General features: G+C 72.9%; 14 protein-coding genes. 8 read left to right on the forward strand and 6 right to left on the reverse strand.

The genetic code is table 11. From position 1 onward, the window contains the following. Positions 1–321: 321 nt before the first annotated feature. A complete protein-coding gene (locus tag ABT070_RS07325; protein WP_351755920.1) occupies positions 322–1,083 on the reverse strand; it encodes an SDR family NAD(P)-dependent oxidoreductase in 762 nt (253 codons plus the stop codon). A gap of 156 nt (positions 1,084–1,239) precedes the next feature. On the opposite strand from ABT070_RS07325, the gene ABT070_RS07330 reads away from it, so the two are divergent. Continuing rightward, positions 1,240–1,878, forward strand: coding sequence for a TetR/AcrR family transcriptional regulator (locus ABT070_RS07330; RefSeq protein ID WP_351755923.1), 639 nt, complete (start codon positions 1,240–1,242; stop codon positions 1,876–1,878). A gap of 168 nt (positions 1,879–2,046) precedes the next feature. On the opposite strand, the gene ABT070_RS07335 is transcribed toward ABT070_RS07330, so the two are convergent. The 3 genes from ABT070_RS07335 to dhaK form a co-directional block, all read right to left on the reverse strand. Continuing rightward, positions 2,047–2,457, reverse strand: a complete 411-nt coding sequence (locus tag ABT070_RS07335; RefSeq protein ID WP_351755926.1) for a PTS sugar transporter subunit IIA domain-containing protein — start codon at positions 2,455–2,457, stop codon at positions 2,047–2,049. Positions 2,458–2,464: 7 nt separating this feature from the next. Continuing rightward, a complete protein-coding gene (gene dhaL / locus ABT070_RS07340) occupies positions 2,465–3,070 on the reverse strand; it encodes a dihydroxyacetone kinase subunit DhaL (protein WP_351756028.1) in 606 nt (201 codons plus the stop codon). Between the two features lie 82 nt (positions 3,071–3,152). Further along, the gene (gene dhaK / locus ABT070_RS07345) at positions 3,153–4,145 is read right to left on the reverse strand and encodes a dihydroxyacetone kinase subunit DhaK (RefSeq protein WP_351755929.1); all 993 of its coding nucleotides are present in this window, start codon (positions 4,143–4,145) and stop codon (positions 3,153–3,155) included. Between the two features lie 313 nt (positions 4,146–4,458). Here dhaK and ABT070_RS07350 point away from each other — a divergent pair, with 313 nt between their 5' ends. The 3 genes from ABT070_RS07350 to ABT070_RS07360 all read left to right on the forward strand — a co-directional run bounded on the left by ABT070_RS07350 (position 4,459) and on the right by ABT070_RS07360 (position 7,157). Then, on the forward strand, positions 4,459–4,878 hold the full coding sequence (locus ABT070_RS07350) for a YciI family protein (RefSeq protein WP_351755932.1): 420 nt from the start codon (positions 4,459–4,461) through the stop codon (positions 4,876–4,878). Further along, positions 4,875–6,020: an RNA polymerase sigma factor gene (locus tag ABT070_RS07355; protein ID WP_351755935.1), complete on the forward strand. Its 1,146-nt coding sequence runs from the start codon at positions 4,875–4,877 to the stop codon at positions 6,018–6,020. The genes ABT070_RS07350 and ABT070_RS07355 overlap by 4 nt, the downstream gene beginning before the upstream one ends. Before the next feature lie 369 nt (positions 6,021–6,389). Beyond that, positions 6,390–7,157, forward strand: coding sequence for a YqjF family protein (locus ABT070_RS07360; RefSeq protein ID WP_351756030.1), 768 nt, complete (start codon positions 6,390–6,392; stop codon positions 7,155–7,157). 205 nt (positions 7,158–7,362) lie between these two features. On the opposite strand, the gene ABT070_RS07365 is transcribed toward ABT070_RS07360, so the two are convergent. After that, positions 7,363–10,284 carry a glycosyl hydrolase 115 family protein gene (locus tag ABT070_RS07365; protein WP_351756033.1) on the reverse strand — a complete coding sequence of 974 codons (2,922 nt, stop codon included), beginning with the start codon at positions 10,282–10,284 and terminating at the stop codon, positions 7,363–7,365. A 573-nt stretch (positions 10,285–10,857) separates the two neighbouring features. On the opposite strand from ABT070_RS07365, the gene ABT070_RS07370 reads away from it, so the two are divergent. The 3 genes from ABT070_RS07370 (at position 10,858) to ABT070_RS07380 (ending at position 15,198) form a co-directional block, all read left to right on the forward strand. Then, a complete protein-coding gene (locus ABT070_RS07370; RefSeq protein ID WP_351755938.1) occupies positions 10,858–11,328 on the forward strand; it encodes an RpiB/LacA/LacB family sugar-phosphate isomerase in 471 nt (156 codons plus the stop codon). Between the two features lie 151 nt (positions 11,329–11,479). Further along, positions 11,480–13,864, forward strand: coding sequence for a phosphoketolase family protein (locus ABT070_RS07375; RefSeq protein WP_351755941.1), 2,385 nt, complete (start codon positions 11,480–11,482; stop codon positions 13,862–13,864). A 356-nt stretch (positions 13,865–14,220) separates the two neighbouring features. Continuing rightward, a complete protein-coding gene (locus tag ABT070_RS07380; protein WP_351755944.1) occupies positions 14,221–15,198 on the forward strand; it encodes an ATP-grasp domain-containing protein in 978 nt (325 codons plus the stop codon). Here the strand turns inward: ABT070_RS07380 and ABT070_RS07385 are convergent. Continuing rightward, positions 15,182–17,104, reverse strand: coding sequence for a PAS domain S-box protein (locus tag ABT070_RS07385; RefSeq protein WP_351755947.1), 1,923 nt, complete (start codon positions 17,102–17,104; stop codon positions 15,182–15,184). The genes ABT070_RS07380 and ABT070_RS07385 overlap by 17 nt on opposite strands. A gap of 309 nt (positions 17,105–17,413) precedes the next feature. On the opposite strand from ABT070_RS07385, the gene ABT070_RS07390 reads away from it, so the two are divergent. Further along, a complete protein-coding gene (locus ABT070_RS07390) occupies positions 17,414–19,798 on the forward strand; it encodes an ATP-binding cassette domain-containing protein (protein WP_451099788.1) in 2,385 nt (794 codons plus the stop codon). The last annotated feature ends 104 nt before the right edge of the window (positions 19,799–19,902 follow it).

Raw genomic sequence — 19,902 nt, forward strand, 5'->3', positions numbered from 1 at the left:
TCCGGACGCCGAGGGCGACGAAGGAGACGAAGGGAACGGCGGGGACGACGGGAGCGAGTAGGCGAAGGGGCGGCCCTGCCGTACGGCCCGGGCCGCCTCCTTCTGCGGCGCTGTCACGCTGTCACCCTGCCACCTCGTGCGGGAGCTCAGGTCCGGAGCCCGTACGGTGGCCGCTCCGAACGGCCGTCGGCCCCGGGCGCGGCGGCCTCCGCCGGCCGGACGGCCGGAGTGGGGGCCGCGTGGCCGTCCGGCGGAAGGGATCCCGGGCCCGAGGTGCCGGGGCCGGCGTGACGGGTCGTCGGGCCCGGCACTCGAAGGTCATCAGACCGCCGACCAGCCGTCGTCGACCGGCAGGATCACCCCGTTGATGTTGCTCGCCGCGTCGGAGGCGAGGAACACGATCGCGGCGGCCTGCTCCTCCGCCTCGGCCAGCCGGCCCACGTTGACGAAGTGCGGGCCGAGCGCCGCCGGGCCGTGCGCACCCTGCTCGGCCTCCACGACGATCGCGGTCTTCGTGCCGCCCGGCGCGATCGCGTTCACCCGGATCCCCTTGCCCCGGTACATCACCGCCAGGGACTTGGTCAGCCCCACCACGCCGTGCTTGGACGCGGTGTACGCCGCACCGGCCGCGCTGCCCCGCAGGCCGGCCTCGGACGCCGTGTTGACGATCACGCCCCTGCCCGCGGCCAGCATGTGCGGCAGCACCGCCCGGGTGAGCAGGAACGGGGCGGTGAGGTTGACCCGGATGACCCGCTCCCACTCCGCGTCGCTCACGTCCGCCAGGGCCGACATGCGGTCCATGATCCCGGCGTTGTTCACGAGCACGTCCACCCCGCCGAACCGCTCCACCGCGGTGGCGGTCACCTCGTCGACGACGGACTGCTCGCTGAGATCGCCGGTGACGGCGACGGCCGTACCGCCCGCCTGCGCTATCTCCTCGACGACGGCCCGCGCGCCCTCGGTGTTGAGGTCGGCCACCAGGACCCGCGCCCCCTCCGCGGCGAAGGCCAGGGCCGTGGCCCGTCCGATGCCCGAACTCGCTCCGGTGACGACGACGCTGCGGCCTTCCGGTCCAGTGGCCATGAGGTGCTCCTAGCTTGCTGCGATGTGCGGGTGGGGGGCGTCCCCGAAGTGCTTGTGCCGCCACCCTACGACTTAATGTCGCTGAGTGACATAAAGTCGTGGGGAAGAATCCAGGCGTACGGAGTTCATGGAAGGCGACCGAGACCGGAGAAATGGATGACCGCATCGCGCGGACGCACGGGTCGACCGCCCCGCACCGAAGAGCGCAAGGCGGAGATCCGGCTGGAGATCGCCCGCGCCGCGGTGGACCTCTTCGTGGAGCAGGGCGTCGCCGCGACCACGGGCGAGCAGATCGGCCAGGCCGTCGGGGTCTCCGCGCGGACGGTCTGGCGCTACTTCCCGAGCAAGGAGAGCTGCGTCAGCCCGCTCTTCACCGCGGGCATCGACGCGATTGCCGCCTGTCTGCGGGAGTGGCGGCCCGGCCGTCCCCTGCCGGACGCCTTCGCCGGCGAGTTGGAGAGCGGCCGGCGGCTCGTCGGCGGCCCCGACCCGACCACCGTCGGGGCCCTGGTACGACTGACCCGCACCGAACCCGGCCTGCGCGCGATCTGGCTCCAGACCTACGACGAGGCCGAACCGGCGTTCGCCCGCGCCCTCGCCGAGCGCGCCGGACTGCCGGCCGGTGACTTCCGGCCGGCTGTCCAGGCGGCGATGTTCAACGCGGCCCTGCGCGCCGCCGTGGAGCACCACGCGTGGAGCGCCACCGACAGCGGCACGGACCCCGCGACGGTACGGGCCGAGCTGGCCGAAGCCCTGCGCTCGGCCCTCACGGTGGCGTCGCAGGGACTGACCTGACCCCGCGCCGCAGCCCGCCGCCCTCGCGGCACACCCCGACCCCGTGTCGTACCCCGCCTCGCGTGACAGCCTCGCCGAGCCGTGCCGCAGCCTCACTGAGCCGTGTCACAGCCTCGCCGAGCCGCGTGACAGCCTTCCTGAGCCGTGGCACAGCCTCGCTGGGCCGCGTCACACCTTTCGGTAGCTGTACGCCTCCGCGGCCGCGGCCTCCACCGAGTCGAGGTCGGCGCCGGTCGCCGCCGTCACCACCGCGGCGACCGCGCCCTCCACGAAGGGGGCGTCCACCAGCCGTGCGGTGTCGGGCAGTTCGTCGCCCTCCGCGAGCAGCGCCTTCACCGTGAGAACGGCGCTGCCCAGGTCGGTGAGGACCGCGACCCCGGCGCCCCGGTCCACCGAGGCGGCCGCGGCGGTGATCAGCTCGGCGCTCGTGCCCAGCCCGCCGCCCTGCGTACCGCCCGCAGCGGCGACCGGAACGGCCGGACCACCGCCCACCAGGCCCAGCGCCAGCTCGGCCACCGCCGACGCGACCGCCGCGCTGTGCGACACCAGCACGATGCCCACCAGTTTCTCGTCGCTCACCGGTGCCTCACTCCCCGCCCGCGTTCGTGGCGGCGAGGGCCGCGACGAGCAGCGCCGCCGAGGTGGCGCCCGGATCCTGGTGCCCGATGCTGCGCTCGCCGAGATAGCTGGCCCGGCCCTTGCGGGCCTGGAGCGGCGTCGTCGCCTCGGCGCCCTGCTCGGCGGCGGTCCTGGCGGCGTCGAAACCGTCGGGAAGGGCGTCGACCGCCGGCACCAGCGCGTCGATCATGGTCTTGTCGCCGGGCGCGGCACCGCCGAGCTGCATCACCGCGTCCACCCCGGTGCGCAGCGCCTCGGCGAACCGCTCCTCGTCCACCTCGGCCGCGTCCCCGAGCGCCTTCCCGGTCCGGCGCAGCAGCGTGCCGTACAGGGGTCCCGAGGCCCCGCCGACCGTCGAGATCAGCGAGCGTCCCGCGAGCACCAGGACGGCGCCCGGCGTCTCGGGTGCCTCCTTCTCCAGCGCCGCTTTCACCGCGGTGAAGCCCCGCCGGAGGTTGCTGCCGTGGTCCGCGTCCCCGATGGGTGAGTCGAGGGCCGTGAGCCGGTCCGCCTCATGGTCGACGGACGCGGCGGTCGCGGTCATCCAACGGCGGAAGAAGTCGGCGTCGAGCACGGGATCTCCTTGCATGGTCGGTACGGTCGAGCCGCCTGTTCCTGTCCTGTCCTGTCCTGTCCCTGTTGTCCCTGTCCCGGCCTCACACACCCCAGCGCAGTCCGGGGGTCCGCACCGGCGCGTCCCACAGCCGCAGCAGCTCCTCGTCCACCTGGCACAGGGTCACCGAGGCGCCCGCCATGTCGAGGGACGTCACGTAGTTGCCGACGAGCGTACGGGCGACCGCCACCCCGCGCTGGGCCAGCAGGCGGTGCACCTCGGCGTTGAAGCCGTACAGCTCCAGCAGGGGTGTCGCGCCCATGCCGTTGACCAGCAGGAGGACCGGACTGCGGGGCGTCATGTCGTCCAGGATCGCGTGGATGGCGAAGTCGGCGATCTCACCGGAGGTCATCATGGCCCGCCGCTCCCGCCCGGGCTCCCCGTGGATGCCGACACCCAGTTCCAGCTCACCGGCCGGCAGATCGAAGGTCGGGCTGCCCTTGGCCGGTGTGGTGCAGGCGCTGAGCGCCACGCCGAAGCTGCGGGAGTTCTCGTTCACCTGGCGGGCCAGCGCCTGGACCCGCTCCAGCGGCTGCCCCTCCTCGGCCGCCGCCCCCGCGATCTTCTCCACGAACAGCGTCGCGCCCGTGCCACGCCGTCCGGCCGTGTAGAGGCTGTCGGTCACGGCGACGTCGTCGTCGACCAGGACCTTCGCGATCTGGATGCCCTCGTCCTCGGCCAGCTCGGCCGCCATGTCGAAGTTGAGCACATCGCCCGTGTAGTTCTTGACGATGAACAGCACACCCGCCCCGCTGTCCACGGCCGCCGCGGCACGCAGCATCTGATCCGGCACCGGTGAGGTGAACACCTCACCCGGGCAGGCCGCGGAGAGCATCCCCGGCCCGACGAACCCGCCGTGCAGCGGCTCGTGCCCCGAGCCGCCGCCGGACACCAGCGCCACCTTGCCCGCCACCGGAGCGTCCCGTCGCACGACCACCCGGTTCTCGACGTCGACGGTCAGCTCGGGATGGGCGGCCGCCATTCCACGCAGCGCGTCCGCGACCACGGTCTCCGCAACGTTGATCAACATCTTCATCGGTACCTCCTGATGAGACGGACAAAGGGGCCTCTGACCCCTGTTGTCGCAGGTCAGTGTCTCGATCCCAGGATCGGGCGTGTTCCGCGTTCCCTTCGAGCATCCCCGATATCCCGGGCGGCTACCAGATGCCGGCGGCGCGGGCCGGGGGGAGCGTCCCGCCGGGGACCGGGTCACCGCGGGAGGGTTCCCACCAGGGTCTTCCACACCGGCCGGAAAAACTTTCGTCGGTGATGTCGAGAACCCACGTCCGGCTCCGTCCCCGTGGTGAACGCGACCACAATGGGGCGCACCAGTACCGAGGAGAACAACCATGGCCAAGTACCTGCTGCTCAAGCACTACCGTGGCGCCCCGGCGGCGGTCAACGACGTGCCCATGGACCGGTGGACGCCGGAGGAGATCTCGGACCATGTGCGGTACATGGGCGACTTCGCGGCCCGGCTCGAAGAGACCGGCGAGTTCGTGGACGGTCAGGCGCTCGCCCCCGAGGGCACGTTCGTGCGGTACGACGGCGAGGGCCGCCCGCCGGTCACCGACGGTCCGTTCGCCGAGACCAAGGACCTGATCGCCGGCTGGATGGTGATCGACGTCGACAGCTACGAGCGCGCCGTCGAACTCGCCGGGGAGCTGTCGGCCGCCCCCGGGGCGGGCGGGAAACCGATCCACGAGTGGCTGGAGCTGCGCCCGTTCCTCGCCGCCCCGCCCACCGTCACGGAGTGCCCGCACCCGTGAACGAGGCCTTGCTGAGGAGTCTCACCCCGGGCGTGCTCGGGATCCTCGTCCGCCGCGGAGCCGACTTCGCGGCGGCCGAGGACGCCGTGCAGGACGCGCTGGTCGAGGCGGTCCGCGTCTGGCCCGCCGATCCGCCGCGTGACGCGAAGGGCTGGCTGGTCACCGTGGCCTGGCGCCGCTTCCTCGACGCGACCCGGGCGGACACCGCCCGGCGCCGGCGCGAGGAAGCCGTCGACGAGGAGCCGACGCCCGGGCCCGCGTCGACGGCGGACGACACGCTCCAGCTCTACTTCCTGTGCGCCCACCCCTCGCTCACGCCGTCGTCCGCGGTCGCGCTCACGCTGCGCGCCGTCGGCGGGCTGACCACCCGCCAGATCGCCCAGGCCTACCTGGTGCCCGAGGCGACCATGGCGCAACGCATCAGCCGGGCCAAGCGCACCGTCTCCGGCGCGCGGTTCGACCAGCCGGGCGACGTCGCCACCGTGCTGCGCGTCCTCTACCTGGTCTTCAACGAGGGCTACTCCGGAGACGTCGACCTCGTCGCCGAGGCCATCCGGCTCACCCGGCAGCTCGCGGCGGCGATCGACCACCCCGAGGTGGCGGGGCTGCTCGCCCTCATGCTGCTCCACCACGCCCGGCGCGCCGCCCGGACCGCGCCCGACGGCAGCCTGGTGCCGCTCGCCGAGCAGGACCGCGGCCGGTGGGACACCCGGGCGATCGCCGAGGGTGTCGAGATCCTCCAGGCGGCCCTCGCCCGCGACCGGCTGGGCGAGTTCCAGGCCCAGGCCGCCATCGCGGCGCTCCACGCCGACGCGCCCACCGCCGGGGAGACCGACTGGGTGCAGATCGTCGAGTGGTACGACGAGCTCGCGCGCCTGACCGACAACCCGGTCGTCCGGCTCAACCGCGCGGTGGCCGTCGGCGAGGCCGACGGACCGCGCGCGGGTCTGGCGGCGCTCGCGGCACTCGACGACTCGCTGCCCCGCCACACCGCGGTGGCGGCGTACCTCCACGAACGCGACGGCGACCTGACGACGGCGGCACGGCTGTACGCCGAGGCGGCCCGGAAGGCGCCCGACCTCGCCGAGCGCGACCACCTGATCCGCCAGGCCGCCCGGCTCAACACCCGCGGACCCCGCTGACGGGCCGCGCCGCTCCGGGCCGGGCGTCGCGAGCCGGGCGGGACCGTGCGGACGCGGCCCAGGACCGGGCAGGCGCGGCGGGCCGGTCGCTCACCGGCGGGGCAGTCGCTTTCCGGCGGGGCAGGCGGCCCGGCCGAACGGGTGCCATGTCCAGCCAGCCAGCCAGCCAGCCAGGCCGCCACCCGGCCACCCGGCCAGGCCGCCACCCGGCCACCCGGCCAGGCCGCCACCCGGCCACCCGGCCAGGCCGCCACCCGGCCACGCGGCCGCGGTCGGGTGGCCTGGCATGCTCATGGGGGCGCGCCGGCGCTCTGTGATACTGGCACTGTGCCGTCGAGACCGCAGCAGCAGCCGCAGCAGCCGCAGGGCCTGGTTCCCCCGCTTCCCATCACGCCCATCACGCCCGACGCGCCGGACGCGATTGCGCGGCCCCTCCTCACCCAGTCCTGGCTCGACCTCACCTTCGTGCACTGGGCCGCGGACCCGGCCGACGTGGCCGGTCTGCTGCCGCCGGGGACCGTCCCGGACACCCTGGACGGCGTGACCTACGTCGGTCTGGTCGCGTTCCGGATGCATCGCGTCGGTTGGTTCCGGCTCCCGGGCGTCCCCTACCTGGGGACGTTCCCCGAGACGAACGTCCGTCTCTACTCGGTCGACGCGCACGGCCGGCGGGGCGTGGTCTTCCGGTCGCTCGACGCCTCCCGTCTGCTGCCGGTGGCCGTGGCGCGGATCGGCTTCCGGATGCCTTACGTGTGGTCCCGCATGGCGATCGAGGCAGACGCCGACACCGACACCGTCACGTACACCAGCCGCCGCCGATGGCCCGGCCCGCGCGGGGCAAGCAGCCGGCTCACCGTGCGGGTGGGGGAACGGATCGGGGAGCCCACCGCGCTGGAGCACTTCCTGACCGCCCGCTGGGGCATGCACAGCACCTTCTTCGGGCGGCAGATGTATCTGCCGAACGCCCATCCGCGCTGGCCGCTGCACCGGGCCGAACTCGTGGAGTGCGAGGAGGACCTGGTGACTGCGGCGGGCCTGCCGGAGCCGGTGGGGAAGCCGGTGAGCGTCCTGTACTCGCCGGGCGTCCCGGCCCGCTTCGACCGCCCGGCCCGCCCGGCCGGCATCCCGACCCCCTGACCGCAGCGCAGCGCACCGCACCCGCCCGTTCCCGTGCTCGTTCGCCGCGGGGCAGACCAAGGTCACCGACACCGCGCCTGAGTCCGCCGAAGCGCGCCGGGACCCGCCGGCCGGCCTCGACGAAGGGCGCCCCGGTCGTCGCGCCGGGCAGGACCAGGTGGCCCGGCTCCGGCGCGGTGCCGAAGGCGGCGAGCGGGTCGGCCGCCTACCGGCTCGGCGCGTCCAGACCCGTCCCGGTGTCCGGATCGGGGTTGAACACCGGGTGGTAGCTCTCCGGGGGCGCGAGATAGGCGGTGGCCGGCAGCCCCCCGGTGTCGACGACGATCTGGTCCACGGCGATCCCCGGGTCGACCATGAACACCCGCAGCACATGCTCGCCGGGCTCGGTGACCGTGACGGTCGCGGTCAGCTTCTCGACGCCCTCCTCCACGTTGCGCGCCCAGGCGTCGCCCCGGTTGCCGGTGGCCACGGACTGCCCCGACAGCACGGTCGGCGGCCGGTCGTCGAGCGCGAGGGCCAGCCGCCGTGCGCCGCGCTCGTCGAGCGAGGGCAGCCGGAAGACGGTCACGGGGAAGGACCCGGTGCTGCTGAACCGCACCCGGTACCTCAACTCCGGTGCGCGAACGGCGAAGTCGGCGGTGACCGGGGCCGCCGTGGACGGCCCCGCCACCACGGCGGCGGTACGGCGTCCGAGCCCGCGCACGGTCCGCCAGCGGGCCCCGCCGCGCTCCACCCGGCGCTCGGTGTGCACGGCGTCGATCGAGACGTATCCGTTGGCCTCGACGAACCCGCGGGCACGCCGGCGCGCCCGCTCCCCGTCGTTGACGACCTTCAGGGGCACCTCGAAACGCTGCGCGCCACTCGTGAGGACGACCGTGCCGTCGTGCGTGCCCTCGGGTGCCCGCGCCCAGTCGATCTCGACCCATACCCGGGTCTGTTCGGTGAGCGTGCCGCCCGTTGAACTCAGGTGGACCCAGGGATGTCCGGCCTCCGCGACCCAGTCGACCGCGAGGAAACCGGTGTTGAAGACATCGACGAAACGCCGGTCCCGGGTGGCTGCGGAGAAGGCCAGTGGCCGCTCCGTGCCGATCTCGTTCCCCTCGGAGGCGACACCGAGCCCCGAGGTCTCCCGCCGGGCGACCCTGGTGACGGCCGGGCGGCCCGGCGCCTTCGGGATCTGCGACGGGTAGGGATTGACGTAGCCGTCCCACTTCCCGCCCGCCACCTCGGTGTTGTACCGCTTGGTGAGCGCCGCCTCCAGGGCGTGCGCCGCTTCGGCGAGGTCCGCGAAGACGTTGGCTCCCGCGCCGCGGCCCTGGCGCACCGCCAGGGCGTTGCGGTCGGCCCAGTAGTACTTGAGGTTCATCAAGTACGCGCCGTGCACGGGGTATTGGACGAGCTCGAAGTAGGCGTCCCGGTAGGCCGCGGGGAGTTCGGCTCCCAGCGCCACGGCCCGCTCCAGCAGACGGTCGTACGCGGCCGTACGGCGTCCCGCCTCGTCCCCGTGGTGCACCACGGAGAAGATGTTCCGGTCGATGAACTCGGGGCGTCGCTCCGCCGCGAGCCGGTAGTACTCGGTGCGGATCGAGGCGATCTCCTGGGCGTGGCGGAGCCCGAACTGCCGTCCGTACCACTCCGCGAGGAAACCCCCGACGTCGTCGGCGGGCCACCGGTCCACGTCCCAGGCCATGTCCATGGAGAAGGACAGTCCGGTCTCGATCGACTTGAGGTCGCCGACGTTGAAGATCCACATCCGGTCCACGCCGTGCTCGTACACCCGGCGCAGCTCCTGCCGGACCTTGGCGAGCTGCGTGGTGTCCAGCCACAGGTAGCTGCGCGGGCGGCCCCAGTAGGAGAGGTGGTAGTAGATCCCGTTGCCGCCGGCCCGCGCGCGCTCCGCGTCGTCCGGCAGCTGGCGCATGTTGCCGTGGTTGTCGTCCGGCCAGATCAGCGTGACGTCGTCGGGTACCCGGACGCCCGCGTTGTACAGGTCCAGGACCTCCTTGTACGGGATGAAGATCTGCGGCTGCGCCGCCGCGCCGACCTCCTCGGCGAGGATCCGGCGCTGGTCGGCGATGATGTCGTTCATCACCACGACCTTCTCCGCGACCGTCGTGGCGTACTTCGTCTCCAGCGCGGTGTCGTGCAGCCCGCGCATGCCGATGGTCCAACTGCTCTCGTACGCCGCGTTCTCCCGGGCCCGGGCCCGCCAGTAGGCGGAGATCACGGCGGGGTTCACCGTGTAGTCGTACACCGGCGGTACGCCGTCGGCGTCGCGATGCTCCTCGGCCCACGGCTCCCACTCGTGGACGCCGTTGCGCAGCAGGGCCTCCGGGTGGCTGGAACCGACGACGATGCCGTAGCGGTCGGCGAGTTCGGGGTTCTCCCGGTACTCGTTGAAGAAGTCGGAGTACGGGTGCATGGCCGGCCACAGGTAGTTGGCCTTCAGCCGCAGCAGCAGTTCGAAGAGGCGCCGGTACGTCTTCGGGCCGATGTTCTTGTCCGGCTCCTGGGTGCGCTGCGACCAAGTGGTCAGGTTCTGCTCGTCGTTGATGAAGACACCTCGGTAACGGACCGACGGTTCGCGCCGTTCGAAGGGGCCCGCGGGCACGGAGACGGTGTCACGCTGCTCGACGGGCACGTCGGCCCACCAGTACCAGGGCGAGACGCCGACGCGTTCCGACGTGTCGTAGATCCCGTAGACCGTGCCGCGCCGGTCGCTGCCCGCGATCACCAGCGCGCGGTCCACGCCGGGCGCCGGGCGCTCCACCACCTGGGTCACCGAGGCCTCCCAGCGCCCCTCCACCCGCTCGACGTCCAGCCGGCCCTGTGCCACGAGCCGGTCGATGACCGGACTCGCGCCGAGCGTGCCCACCAGGACCAGCGCCGTGGACCGTTCCGGCAGGGTGTGCCGTAACCCGGGCCGCACCCCGCAGACCCTTTCCACGTCGGCCTGGAGGTCGCCGGCCGCGCGGATCACGGCGGGGTCGTCGGCCGCGTCCACGAACACGTCGACCGCGACGCCGTCCCGCACCAGGTCGAAACCCGGCCGGGCGGCCGCCGGCGCGGCGTGCGCGGCGGCCGGGAGCATCGCGGGCAGCAGCGGGGCCAGCCCGGCGGCCGTCATGCCCCGCAGGAACGCCTTCCGGGTCCACGGCTGGGAGGGGTCCTGCGGTGCGGTGGTCGGCATCGACGCTCCTGGACTGGGCAGTGACAGCTACGGAAGTGGCATGACCATGCTAGAAAGCGCTTTCCCTCGGCACCCTAGGCCAGTGCCGACGGCGGCGTCCATATCCGTGCGGTGCCGCTGCTGGTGCCGCTGCTGGTGCTGGTGTCGGTGGCGGTCCGATCGGCGCGGCACGGCGCTGCGGGCGGGGCGGGGCGGCACGGCCCTACGGGATGGGAGGCGGGGCACTGTGGGCCGGGAGGCGCTGCGGGCCGGGAGGCACGGCGGCTGTGCCACGGCTCCTGCTCGGCCCCCGCCGCCCCCCGGCGGAGCCATCCATTACGCCCGCTGGATGCGCGCCGCGCCCGCTGGCTGTGCGCCCGCTGGCTGTGCGCCCGCTGGCTGTGCGCCCGCCGGGTGTGCGCCCAGCGGCTGTGCGCCCGCCGGGTGTGCGCCCGCTCGGCGCGCGCTCGCCGCGCGGCCCGAGTGGAGGCGCCCGTGCCGCCGCGCCCTTTCCTCAGTAGGCTCTCCGGCATGCGGATCTCCGTCTCCTCGGACATGGACGAACCAGTGGCCCGCGCCCTCGTCGCGGAGCTGCGCGGCCGGGGGCACGACGTGGTGCCGCACGGCGCGCTGCGGCCCGGCGACGACTCCCGGTGGGCGGCGTGCTCGGCGGTGGCGGCCCGGGACGTGGCAGACGGGACCTGCGAGCAGGCGGTGGTCTGCTGCTGGACCGGCACCGGCGCGTCGATCGCCGCCAACAAGGTGCCCGGCGTCCGGGCCGCCCTGTGCGCCGACGCCTACACCGCCGACGGCGCCCGCCGCTGGAACGACGCCAACGTCCTCGCCCTCAGCCTCCGTCTGACCTCGGAGCCGCTGCTCAAGGAGATCCTCGACGCCTGGTTCGCCGCCGAGGCCGGCGGGGACGCCGAGGACCGGTGGAACGTGGCCCATGTCGACGGTCTCGACGGTCTCGACGCCGCCCGGGAGGGCTCGGGGTCCTAGGGCGTGTCCGACCCGGGGAGCCCCTCGTACGGACGGCTTCGCTCCTCCGTACGGGTCGCCCGGCCCTGCCGGGTACCCGGCGGCCGGAGAGGGTGGGGAGGTACGGACCGGTACGCACCTCCGAGCGACCCGATCCGGAAGGGAACCCGAGATGTCCGTCGAACCGCAAGCGACGTCCGCCCGGCTCACCGACGACGAGCTCAGGACGCTGCACGCCCACTGGCGCGCCGCGAACTACCTCTCCGTCGGACAGATCTACCTGATGGCCAACCCGCTGCTCACCGAGCCGCTGCGGCCGGAGCACGTGAAGCCGAGGCTGCTGGGCCACTGGGGGACCTCACCGGGGCTCAACCTCGTGTACACCCACCTCAACCGCGTCATCCGCACCCGCGACCTGCACGCCCTGTGCGTCTGGGGCCCAGGCCACGGCGGTCCCGCGGTCGTCGCCAACTCCTGGCTGGAGGGCACCTACACCGAGACGTACCCGGACGTCACCCGCGACGCGGACGGCATGGCCCGGCTGTTCCGGCAGTTCTCCTTCCCCGGCGGCATCCCCAGCCATGTCGCCCCGGAGACGCCCGGCTCGATCCACGAGGGCGGTGAGCTCGGCTACTCCCTCTCGCACGCCTACGGCGCCGCCTTCGACAACCCGGATCTCCTCGTCGCCTGCGTGATCGGCGACGGCGAGTCCGAGACCGGGCCGCTGGCCGCCTCCTGGCACTCCAACAAGTTCCTCGACCCCGTCCACGACGGCGCGGTCCTGCCGATCCTCCACCTCAACGGCTACAAGATCGCCAACCCGACGGTGCCGGCCCGCATCCCCGAACCCGAGCTCGACGAGCTGCTGCGCGGCTACGGCCACGATCCGATCCATGTCACCGGCGACGAGCCGAACGCCGTCCACCGCGCGATGGCGCAGGCCATGGACACCGCCCTGGACCGCATCGCCGCCCTCCAGCGCGCCGCCCGCGAGGACGGCTCGGGCGAGCGCCCCCGCTGGCCGGTGATCGTGCTGCGCACCCCGAAGGGCTGGACCGGCCCCGCCCATGTCGACCGGCTGCCCGTCGAGGGCACCTGGCGCGCCCACCAGGTGCCCCTGTCCGCCGTCCGCGACAACCCCGAACACCTCCGCCAGCTGGAGGCCTGGCTGCGCTCCTACCGGCCGGAGGAACTCTTCGACGCCCGCGGCGGCCCCCGCCTGGACGTCCTCGCCTGGATCCCCGACGGGACCCGTCGCCTCGGTGCCACCCCGCACGCCAACGGCGGCCTGCTGCTGCGTGAACTCCCCCTGCCCGAACCGGAGTCGCACGCCGTCCCGGTCGACAGGCCCGGCGGCACCCGGCACGAACCCACCGCGGTGCTGGGCGGGTTGCTCGAAGACGTCATGCGCGCCACCGCCGACCGGCGCGACTTCCGTCTCGTCGGCCCCGACGAGACCGCCTCCAACCGCCTCCAGGCCGTCTACGCCGCCAGCGGCAAGGCCTGGCAGGCACAGACCCTCCAGGTCGACGAGAACCTCGACCGGCACGGCCGGGTGATGGAGATCCTCTCCGAACACACCTGCCAGGGCTGGCTGGAGGGCTATCTGCTGACCGGCCGGCACGGACTGTTCTCCTGCTACGAGGCGTTCGCGCACATCGTCGACTCGATGGTCAACCAGCACATCAAATGGCTGCGTGTCACCCGGAAACTGCCCTGGCGCGCACCCGTCGCCTCCCTGAACTACCTGCTCACCTCGCACGTGTGGCGCCAGGACCACAACGGGTTCTCCCACCAGGATCCCGGTTTCGTCGACCACGTCCTCAACAAGAGCCCCGAAGTCGTACGGGTCTATCTGCCGCCGGACGCCAACACCCTGCTGTCCGTGGCCGACCACGTCCTGCGCAGCCGCGACTACGTCAATGTGATCGTGGCCGGGAAACAGCCCTGTTTCGACTGGCTGAGCATGGACGAGGCCCGCGCCCACTGCGCGCGCGGAGCCGGCGTCTGGGACTGGGCCGGCACCGACGACGGCACCCGCGAACCCGACGTGGTCCTCGCCTGCGCGGGTGACGTGCCCACCCTGGAGGTGCTGGCCGCCGCCCAGTTGCTGCGTCGCGAACTGCCGGATCTCGCCGTGCGGGTCGTCAATGTCGTCGACATCGCCCGGCTGCTGCCGAGCGGCGAACACCCGCACGGCATGGGCGACTTCGAGTACGACGGACTGTTCACCACCGACAAGCCGGTGATCTTCGCGTACCACGGCTACCCCTGGCTGATCCACCGGCTCGCCTACCGCCGCACCGGCCACGGCAACCTGCATGTGCGCGGCTACAAGGAGTTCGGCACCACGACCACGCCGTTCGACATGGTCGTCCGCAACGACCTGGACCGCTACCGCCTCGTCATGGACGTCATCGACCGTGTCCCCGGCCTCGCCGTGCGCGCCGCCGCCCTACGGCAGCGGATGGAGGACGCGCGACTGCGCCACCACGACTGGATCCGGGTCCACGGCACCGACCTGCCCGAGGTCGCCGACTGGACCTGGGACGGGTGAGACGGCAGCTCACCGGCGACCGGACAGGGCGCACGGACCGGGGCGGACGGCGCAGGGGGAGGGGCAGCGGGCAGGCCGTCGTGCGCCCTGGTGAGGCGTCCCGCCCGGTGCTTACAGTGGTCGGCCAGCCCTGCGCGCGGATCCGGCGGGGCGAGTCCCACCCCCGTGGTCACCAGTCGTCCTCGCCCCCGACCGGCACGCGTCCGGACCCGGGCGCGGCTCCGCGCACCGGAGCGGCTCCCAGGGCGACGGGTGCGACGACCACCCGCGCGACAGACACCATCCGTGACACCGCTCGTGCCGTGTGAGGGCCCGTCCGCGGTACGAGCGCGCGTCCATAGCCGCTGGAGGCCGCTGTGGCCCGACCGTGCATCGCCCTGATCGCCGACCCCACCTCTCCCGAAGGCTGCCGTGAGTACCTCGCCGACGCCGTGGAACTGCTCACCGGCGCCCCGCCCGTCCGGGTCGACTCCCGGCACTTCGCGACCGGCGGAACCGGCCGCGGCGTCCGCGACGGAGGCCGGTTACGGCTCCAGGTCCCCGAGGAGCGGCTGGACTTCGTGCCCGACGTCGTGCTGCTCTACGAGATCCCGCCGCACCACCGGCGGGCCCTCGCCGGCTTCCAGGAGCTCCTGGAGAGCCACGACGTGGTGACCCTGGCCGCCGGCCCCGACGCCTGGCGGACCGCGACCGAGAAGAACCTCACCGTCGAACGCTTCGTCCGGGACGGGGTCGCCCAGATGGAGACCGCCGTGCTGTCCCGGCCCTCGCCGCGGGACGCGGCCGACACGTTCGACCGGCTCGGCCGGGACACCTGGGCCCGGCCCGTCGTCGGCACCGGCGGCAACGACACCTTCCATGTCACCACCCCCGCCCAGCTGGAGCAGGCCGCCGCCTACTACGCCGAGCGCGGCACCGACTGGCTGCTGTCCCGCGACGCGGGCAACATCACCGCCGACGGCCGGCGGCACCAGTTCCGTGTCTTCGTCCTGGGCGACCGCGTCGTGCACGCCCGCGAGCACCTGCAGCCGGCGATGGACACTCCCTGCAACACCTGCCAGGGCGCCACCGCCGTCCACATCTCCCCGCGTGATCTCCAGCCCCGGCTCGCCGAACTCGCCGTCGCGGCCACCGCGTCGGTCGGGCTCCCCTTCGCCGGTGTCGACCTGGCCGTGGAGAACGGCGGGGTCGTCTTCGAGGTCAACGTCCAGCCCGCCTTCGTCGACGGCGAGCTGGAACTGCGGGCGGTGGCCGTGCCGTACGTCCAGGCGCACCTGGACGCCTTCGCGCCGGCCTTCGGCGGACCGCCCCGGGGGCTCACAGCTTCAGCGTGAACCAGGTCGTCTTGCCCTCGTCCGTCGGCCGCACCCCCCAGCCGGCGGCGAGGGCGCGGACCAGGATCAGGCCGCGCCCCGACTCCGCGTCCTCGACCGCCACCCGCGGCTGGGGGAGCTGCGGGCTGGGGTCGCTGACCTCGACCGTGAGGTCGGTGGCGGTGCGGTGCAGATGCAGGCCGATCGGGCCCTCGGAGTGCTGGACGGCGTTCGTCAGCGTCTCCGACAGCAGCAGGAGCGCGTCGTCCGTCCGGTCCGTGCAGTTCCACGAGGTCAGTGCCTTGTGCAGAAAGGCCCGCCCCTCCGGCACGGAGGCCGGGGTGGCCGGGAGATGGGTGGTGACGGCGGCCAGCGGAGCGGCCGGCAGTTGCGCGAGCAGCAGGGTCACGTCGTCGTTGTGGCCGTCGGCGTCCGGCAGCAGACCCGCGAGGACATGGTCCGCCGCGGCCTCCAGACAAGGTGTTCCGACGAACAACTCGTTCAGCAACAAGGTCAGTTCGCCGATCCGCACCTCGATGTCGCTGCCCGGCGTCTCGATCAGACCGTCGGTGTAGAGCACCAGCGTGGCTCCGGGAGGTATCTCCGAACTGGACTGCTCGTACAGGATGTCGCCCACGCCGAGCGGGGCGTTGACCGGACAGGGCAGGGGGCTGATGCCCTCGCCCACCCCGGCGACCAGTACCGGAAGGTGTCCCGCCGAGCACACCGTGACCGTGCCCGCGTCCGGGGCGATCACCAGATAGCAGCAGGTGACGAGCTGGTCCGGCACGTCGAGGTCGGCGACGCAGGTGTCCAGTGCCCGCATCAACTGCCGTGGCTGCATACCGGTCTTGGCCAGCGCGTGCGCGGCCGACCGCAACTGGCCCATCACGGCGGCCGCTTCCAGCCCGCGGCCCATCACGTCGCCTATCAGCACCCCCACCCGGTCGGCGCCCAGCGGAATCAGGTCGAACCAGTCGCCGCCCACACCGGCGCCCTGGGTGGCGGGCCGGTAGCGGCTCGCGGTGGCCAGGCCGGGCAGCGCGGGCGGAGTGCCCATCAGACTGCGCTGGAGCGTCAGGGCGATGTGCCGCTGCTGCTCGTACAGGGCCGTGAGCTCGGCCTCCGCGCGCTTGCGGTCGCTGATGTCCCGCACGATCGCGCACGCCCCGACCACGGTGCCTTGGGTGTCCCGGGTCGGCCACAGCGTGACGTCCACGTCGCGCAGCACTCCGGTGCTGGTCATCCGCAGCGTCTCGTAGTGCTCGACCTTCTCGGCGTGCCGCAGCCGCTGGAGCAGGTCGTGGATCTCGCCCCGCAGCTCCGACGGGGCCAGCAGCGAGACGTGCCGGCCGATGGCCTCCTCGGCCGTGTAGCCGTACAGGCGCTGCGCGGCCGCGTTCCAGTAGGTGATGTACCCGTCGAGGGTGTGGGCGAGGATCGCGTCCTGCGAGGACTCCACGAGCGCGGCGAGCTCGTTGATGCGCGCCTCGGCCGCCTTGCGGTCGCTGACGTCGCGCACGGCCGCCGACACCAGGAGCCCGTCCGCCGTCTCCAGGGGGCTCAGGCTGATCTCGACGGGGAACTCCGTACCGTCCTTGCGCAGCCCGTGCAGTTCGAGGCCGGCGCCCATCGGACGCACCTGGCGGTTGGCCGTGTACCCGCTGCGGTGCGCGGTGTGCTGGCCGTGGAACCGGTGCGGGATGAGCAGTTCGACCGGCTGGCCGAGCAGCTCCTCCCGGCCGTGCCCGAACAGGGCCTCGGTCTGGGCGTTGACGAGTCTGATGATGCCGGAGTCGTCGACGATGACCATGGCGTCGGGGGCCGCCTCCAGAAGCCCCCGGAACCTTTCCTCGGCCCCGCCGACCGCACCCTCCGACGAGGGCGCTCCGCAGCCGCACCGTTTCTGCTGAGCCTGCTGTTTCATGCTCCGTTTCGCGGTGCCCGCTCCCGCGCCCGCCCCCGTGCCCGCGCGCCGCGCTGGTTCCGCTCGTATCACGTCGGCCATCTTCCACCTCATCCCGCACGACGAATCAGGCCATCTCAGCGCCTCCGGCCCGCCCGCGCCGCGCGTTGTCGCTTACTGTCCGCCCCCTGTCCGAACCTGAACGCGACCGAACCGATCAGTATTCGAGAAGCGCCGGTCATCGGGTCACAGCTAGCGTGGCGTCGGTCAGATCGAGCCAGGCGACGCCCCAGCCCGCGAAGGCGGTCCCGGACAGCAGATGGAGAGACGATGAGCATGGCCAAGAAGACGGACCCGTCGCCTGCGCGGCACGTCGCCGACAGCCACGGTCTGATCCGCGTGCACGGCGCCCGCGAGAACAACCTCAAGGACGTCAGCATCGTGATCCCGAAGCGCCGTCTGACGGTGTTCACCGGCGTCTCCGGCTCGGGCAAGAGCTCACTGGTGTTCGACACGATCGCCGCGGAGTCGCAGCGGCTGATCAACGAGACCTACAGCGCGTTCGTCCAGGGCTTCATGCCGACGCTGGCGCGGCCCGAGGTCGACGTGCTCGAAGGGCTGACGACGGCGATCATCGTCGACCAGCAGCGGATGGGTTCCGACCCCCGCTCCACCGTCGGCACCGCCACCGACGCCAACGCGATGCTGCGGATCCTCTTCAGCAGGCTCGGGCAGCCGCACATCGGCCCGCCCACCGCGTACTCCTTCAACACCGCCACGGTCCGGGCCAGCGGCGGCATCACCGTCGAGCGCGGCGCCAAGAAGACGGTGAAGGCCACCTACTCCCGCACCGGCGGCATGTGCGTCCGCTGCGAGGGCCGCGGCACGGTCTCCGACATCGACCTCACCCAGCTCTACGACGACAGCAAGTCGCTCAACGAGGGCGCGCTCACCATCCCCGGCTACAGCATGGACGGCTGGTACGGCCGCATCTTCGGCGGCTGCGGGTTCTTCGACCCGGACAAGCCGATCCGCCGGTTCACCAAGAAGGAGCTGCACGACCTCCTGCACAAGGAGCCGACGAAGATCAAGGTCGACGGCATCAACCTGACGTACGAGGGCCTGATCCCGAAGATCCAGAAGTCGATGCTGGCCAAGGACATCGAGGCGCTCCAGCCGCACATCCGGGCGTTCGTGGAGCGGGCGATGACGTTCACCGTCTGTCCGGACTGCGACGGGACCCGGCTCAGCGAGGGCGCCCGGTCGTCGAAGATCGAGAAGGTCAGCATCGCCGACGCCTGCGCGATGCAGATCAGCGACCTGGCCGTATGGGTCCGCGGCCTCGACGAGCCTTCGGTGGCGCCGCTGCTCACCGCACTCCAGCACACCCTGGAGTCGTTCGTGGAGATCGGTCTCGGCTATCTCTCGCTCGACCGGCCGTCGGGCACGCTGTCGGGCGGCGAGGCCCAGCGCGTCAAGATGATCCGCCACCTCGGCTCCTCGCTCACCGACGTCACCTACGTCTTCGACGAGCCGACCACGGGACTGCACCCGCACGACATCAGCCGGATGAACGACCTGCTGCTGCGGCTGCGTGACAAGGGCAACACGGTGCTCGTCGTGGAGCACAAGCCGCAGACCATCGCGATCGCCGACCACGTCGTCGATCTCGGCCCCGGGGCCGGCACGGCGGGCGGCACCGTCTGCTTCGAGGGCACCGTCGAGGGTCTGCGGTCCGGCGACACCATCACCGGCCGCCACCTCGACGACCGGGCCGCCGTCAAGGAGACCGTGCGCAAGCCCACCGGCACGCTGGAAATCCGGGACGCGACGGCGCACAACCTGCGCAATGTCGACGTCGGCGTCCCGCTGGGGGTGCTCTGCGTGGTCACCGGCGTGGCGGGCTCCGGCAAGAGCTCGCTCGTGCACGGGTCGATCCCGGCCGGCGAGGGCGTGGTGTCGGTGGACCAGGGCGCGATCCGCGGCTCCCGACGCAGCAACCCGGCGACGTACACGGGCCTGCTCGACCCGATCCGCAAGGCGTTCGCGAAGGTCAACGGCGTGAAGCCGGCACTGTTCAGCGCCAACTCCGAGGGCGCCTGCCCGACGTGCAACGGCGCCGGCGTCGTCTACACCGACCTGGCGATGATGGCGGGCGTGGCCACCACCTGCGAGGAGTGCGAGGGGAAGCGGTACCAGGCCGCGGTCCTCGGGTACCACCTCGGCGGCCGCGACATCAGCGAGGTGCTCGCGATGTCCGTGAGCGAGGCGGAGGAGTTCTTCGGCGCCGGTGAGGCGAGCACGCCGGCCGCGCACCGCATCCTGGGCCGGCTCGCCGACGTCGGGCTCGGCTACCTCAGCCTCGGCCAGCCGCTCACCACGCTGTCCGGCGGCGAGCGGCAGCGGCTGAAGCTGGCCACCCACCTGGGCGAGAAGGGCGGTGTCTACGTGCTCGACGAGCCGACCACCGGTCTGCACCTCGCCGACGTCGAGCAGCTGCTCGGCCTGCTGGACCGGCTCGTCGACGCCGGCAAGTCGGTCATCGTCGTGGAGCACCACCCGGCGGTGATGGCGCACGCCGACTGGATCATCGACCTCGGTCCCGGCGCCGGCCACGACGGCGGCCGGATCGTCTTCGAGGGCACCCCGGCCGATCTCGTCGCCGCCCGCTCCACCCTCACCGGCGAGCACCTCGCGGCCTACGTCGGCGCCTGACCGGGGCACCCGCCGGCGCGGCGGCCGGCTCGATCCGGGCGAACGCCCGGCCGGGCGGGGCCGCCCGCCCGGGTCCGCCCCCCCCGCGCCCCACCACCCGGGTG

The sequence above is a fragment of the Streptomyces sp. NPDC002884 genome, assembly GCF_040295245.1.
In the GTDB taxonomy this organism is placed as follows: domain Bacteria; phylum Actinomycetota; class Actinomycetes; order Streptomycetales; family Streptomycetaceae; genus Streptomyces.

What these genes read in the sequence shown, in the direction of transcription:
- dhaK (WP_351755929.1), bottom strand. Translation starts at nt 4,145, where the DNA reads ATGAAGATGTTGATCAACGTTGCGGAGACCGTGGTCGCGGACGCGCTG.
- ABT070_RS07325 (WP_351755920.1), bottom strand. Translation starts at nt 1,083, where the DNA reads ATGGCCACTGGACCGGAAGGCCGCAGCGTCGTCGTCACCGGAGCGAGT.
- ABT070_RS07390 (WP_451099788.1), top strand. Translation starts at nt 17,414, where the DNA reads ATGAGCATGGCCAAGAAGACGGACCCGTCGCCTGCGCGGCACGTCGCC.
- ABT070_RS07385 (WP_351755947.1), bottom strand. Translation starts at nt 17,104, where the DNA reads ATGAAACAGCAGGCTCAGCAGAAACGGTGCGGCTGCGGAGCGCCCTCG.
- ABT070_RS07330 (WP_351755923.1), top strand. Translation starts at nt 1,240, where the DNA reads ATGACCGCATCGCGCGGACGCACGGGTCGACCGCCCCGCACCGAAGAG.
- ABT070_RS07370 (WP_351755938.1), top strand. Translation starts at nt 10,858, where the DNA reads ATGCGGATCTCCGTCTCCTCGGACATGGACGAACCAGTGGCCCGCGCC.
- ABT070_RS07365 (WP_351756033.1), bottom strand. Translation starts at nt 10,284, where the DNA reads ATGACGGCCGCCGGGCTGGCCCCGCTGCTGCCCGCGATGCTCCCGGCC.
- ABT070_RS07375 (WP_351755941.1), top strand. Translation starts at nt 11,480, where the DNA reads ATGTCCGTCGAACCGCAAGCGACGTCCGCCCGGCTCACCGACGACGAG.
- ABT070_RS07350 (WP_351755932.1), top strand. Translation starts at nt 4,459, where the DNA reads ATGGCCAAGTACCTGCTGCTCAAGCACTACCGTGGCGCCCCGGCGGCG.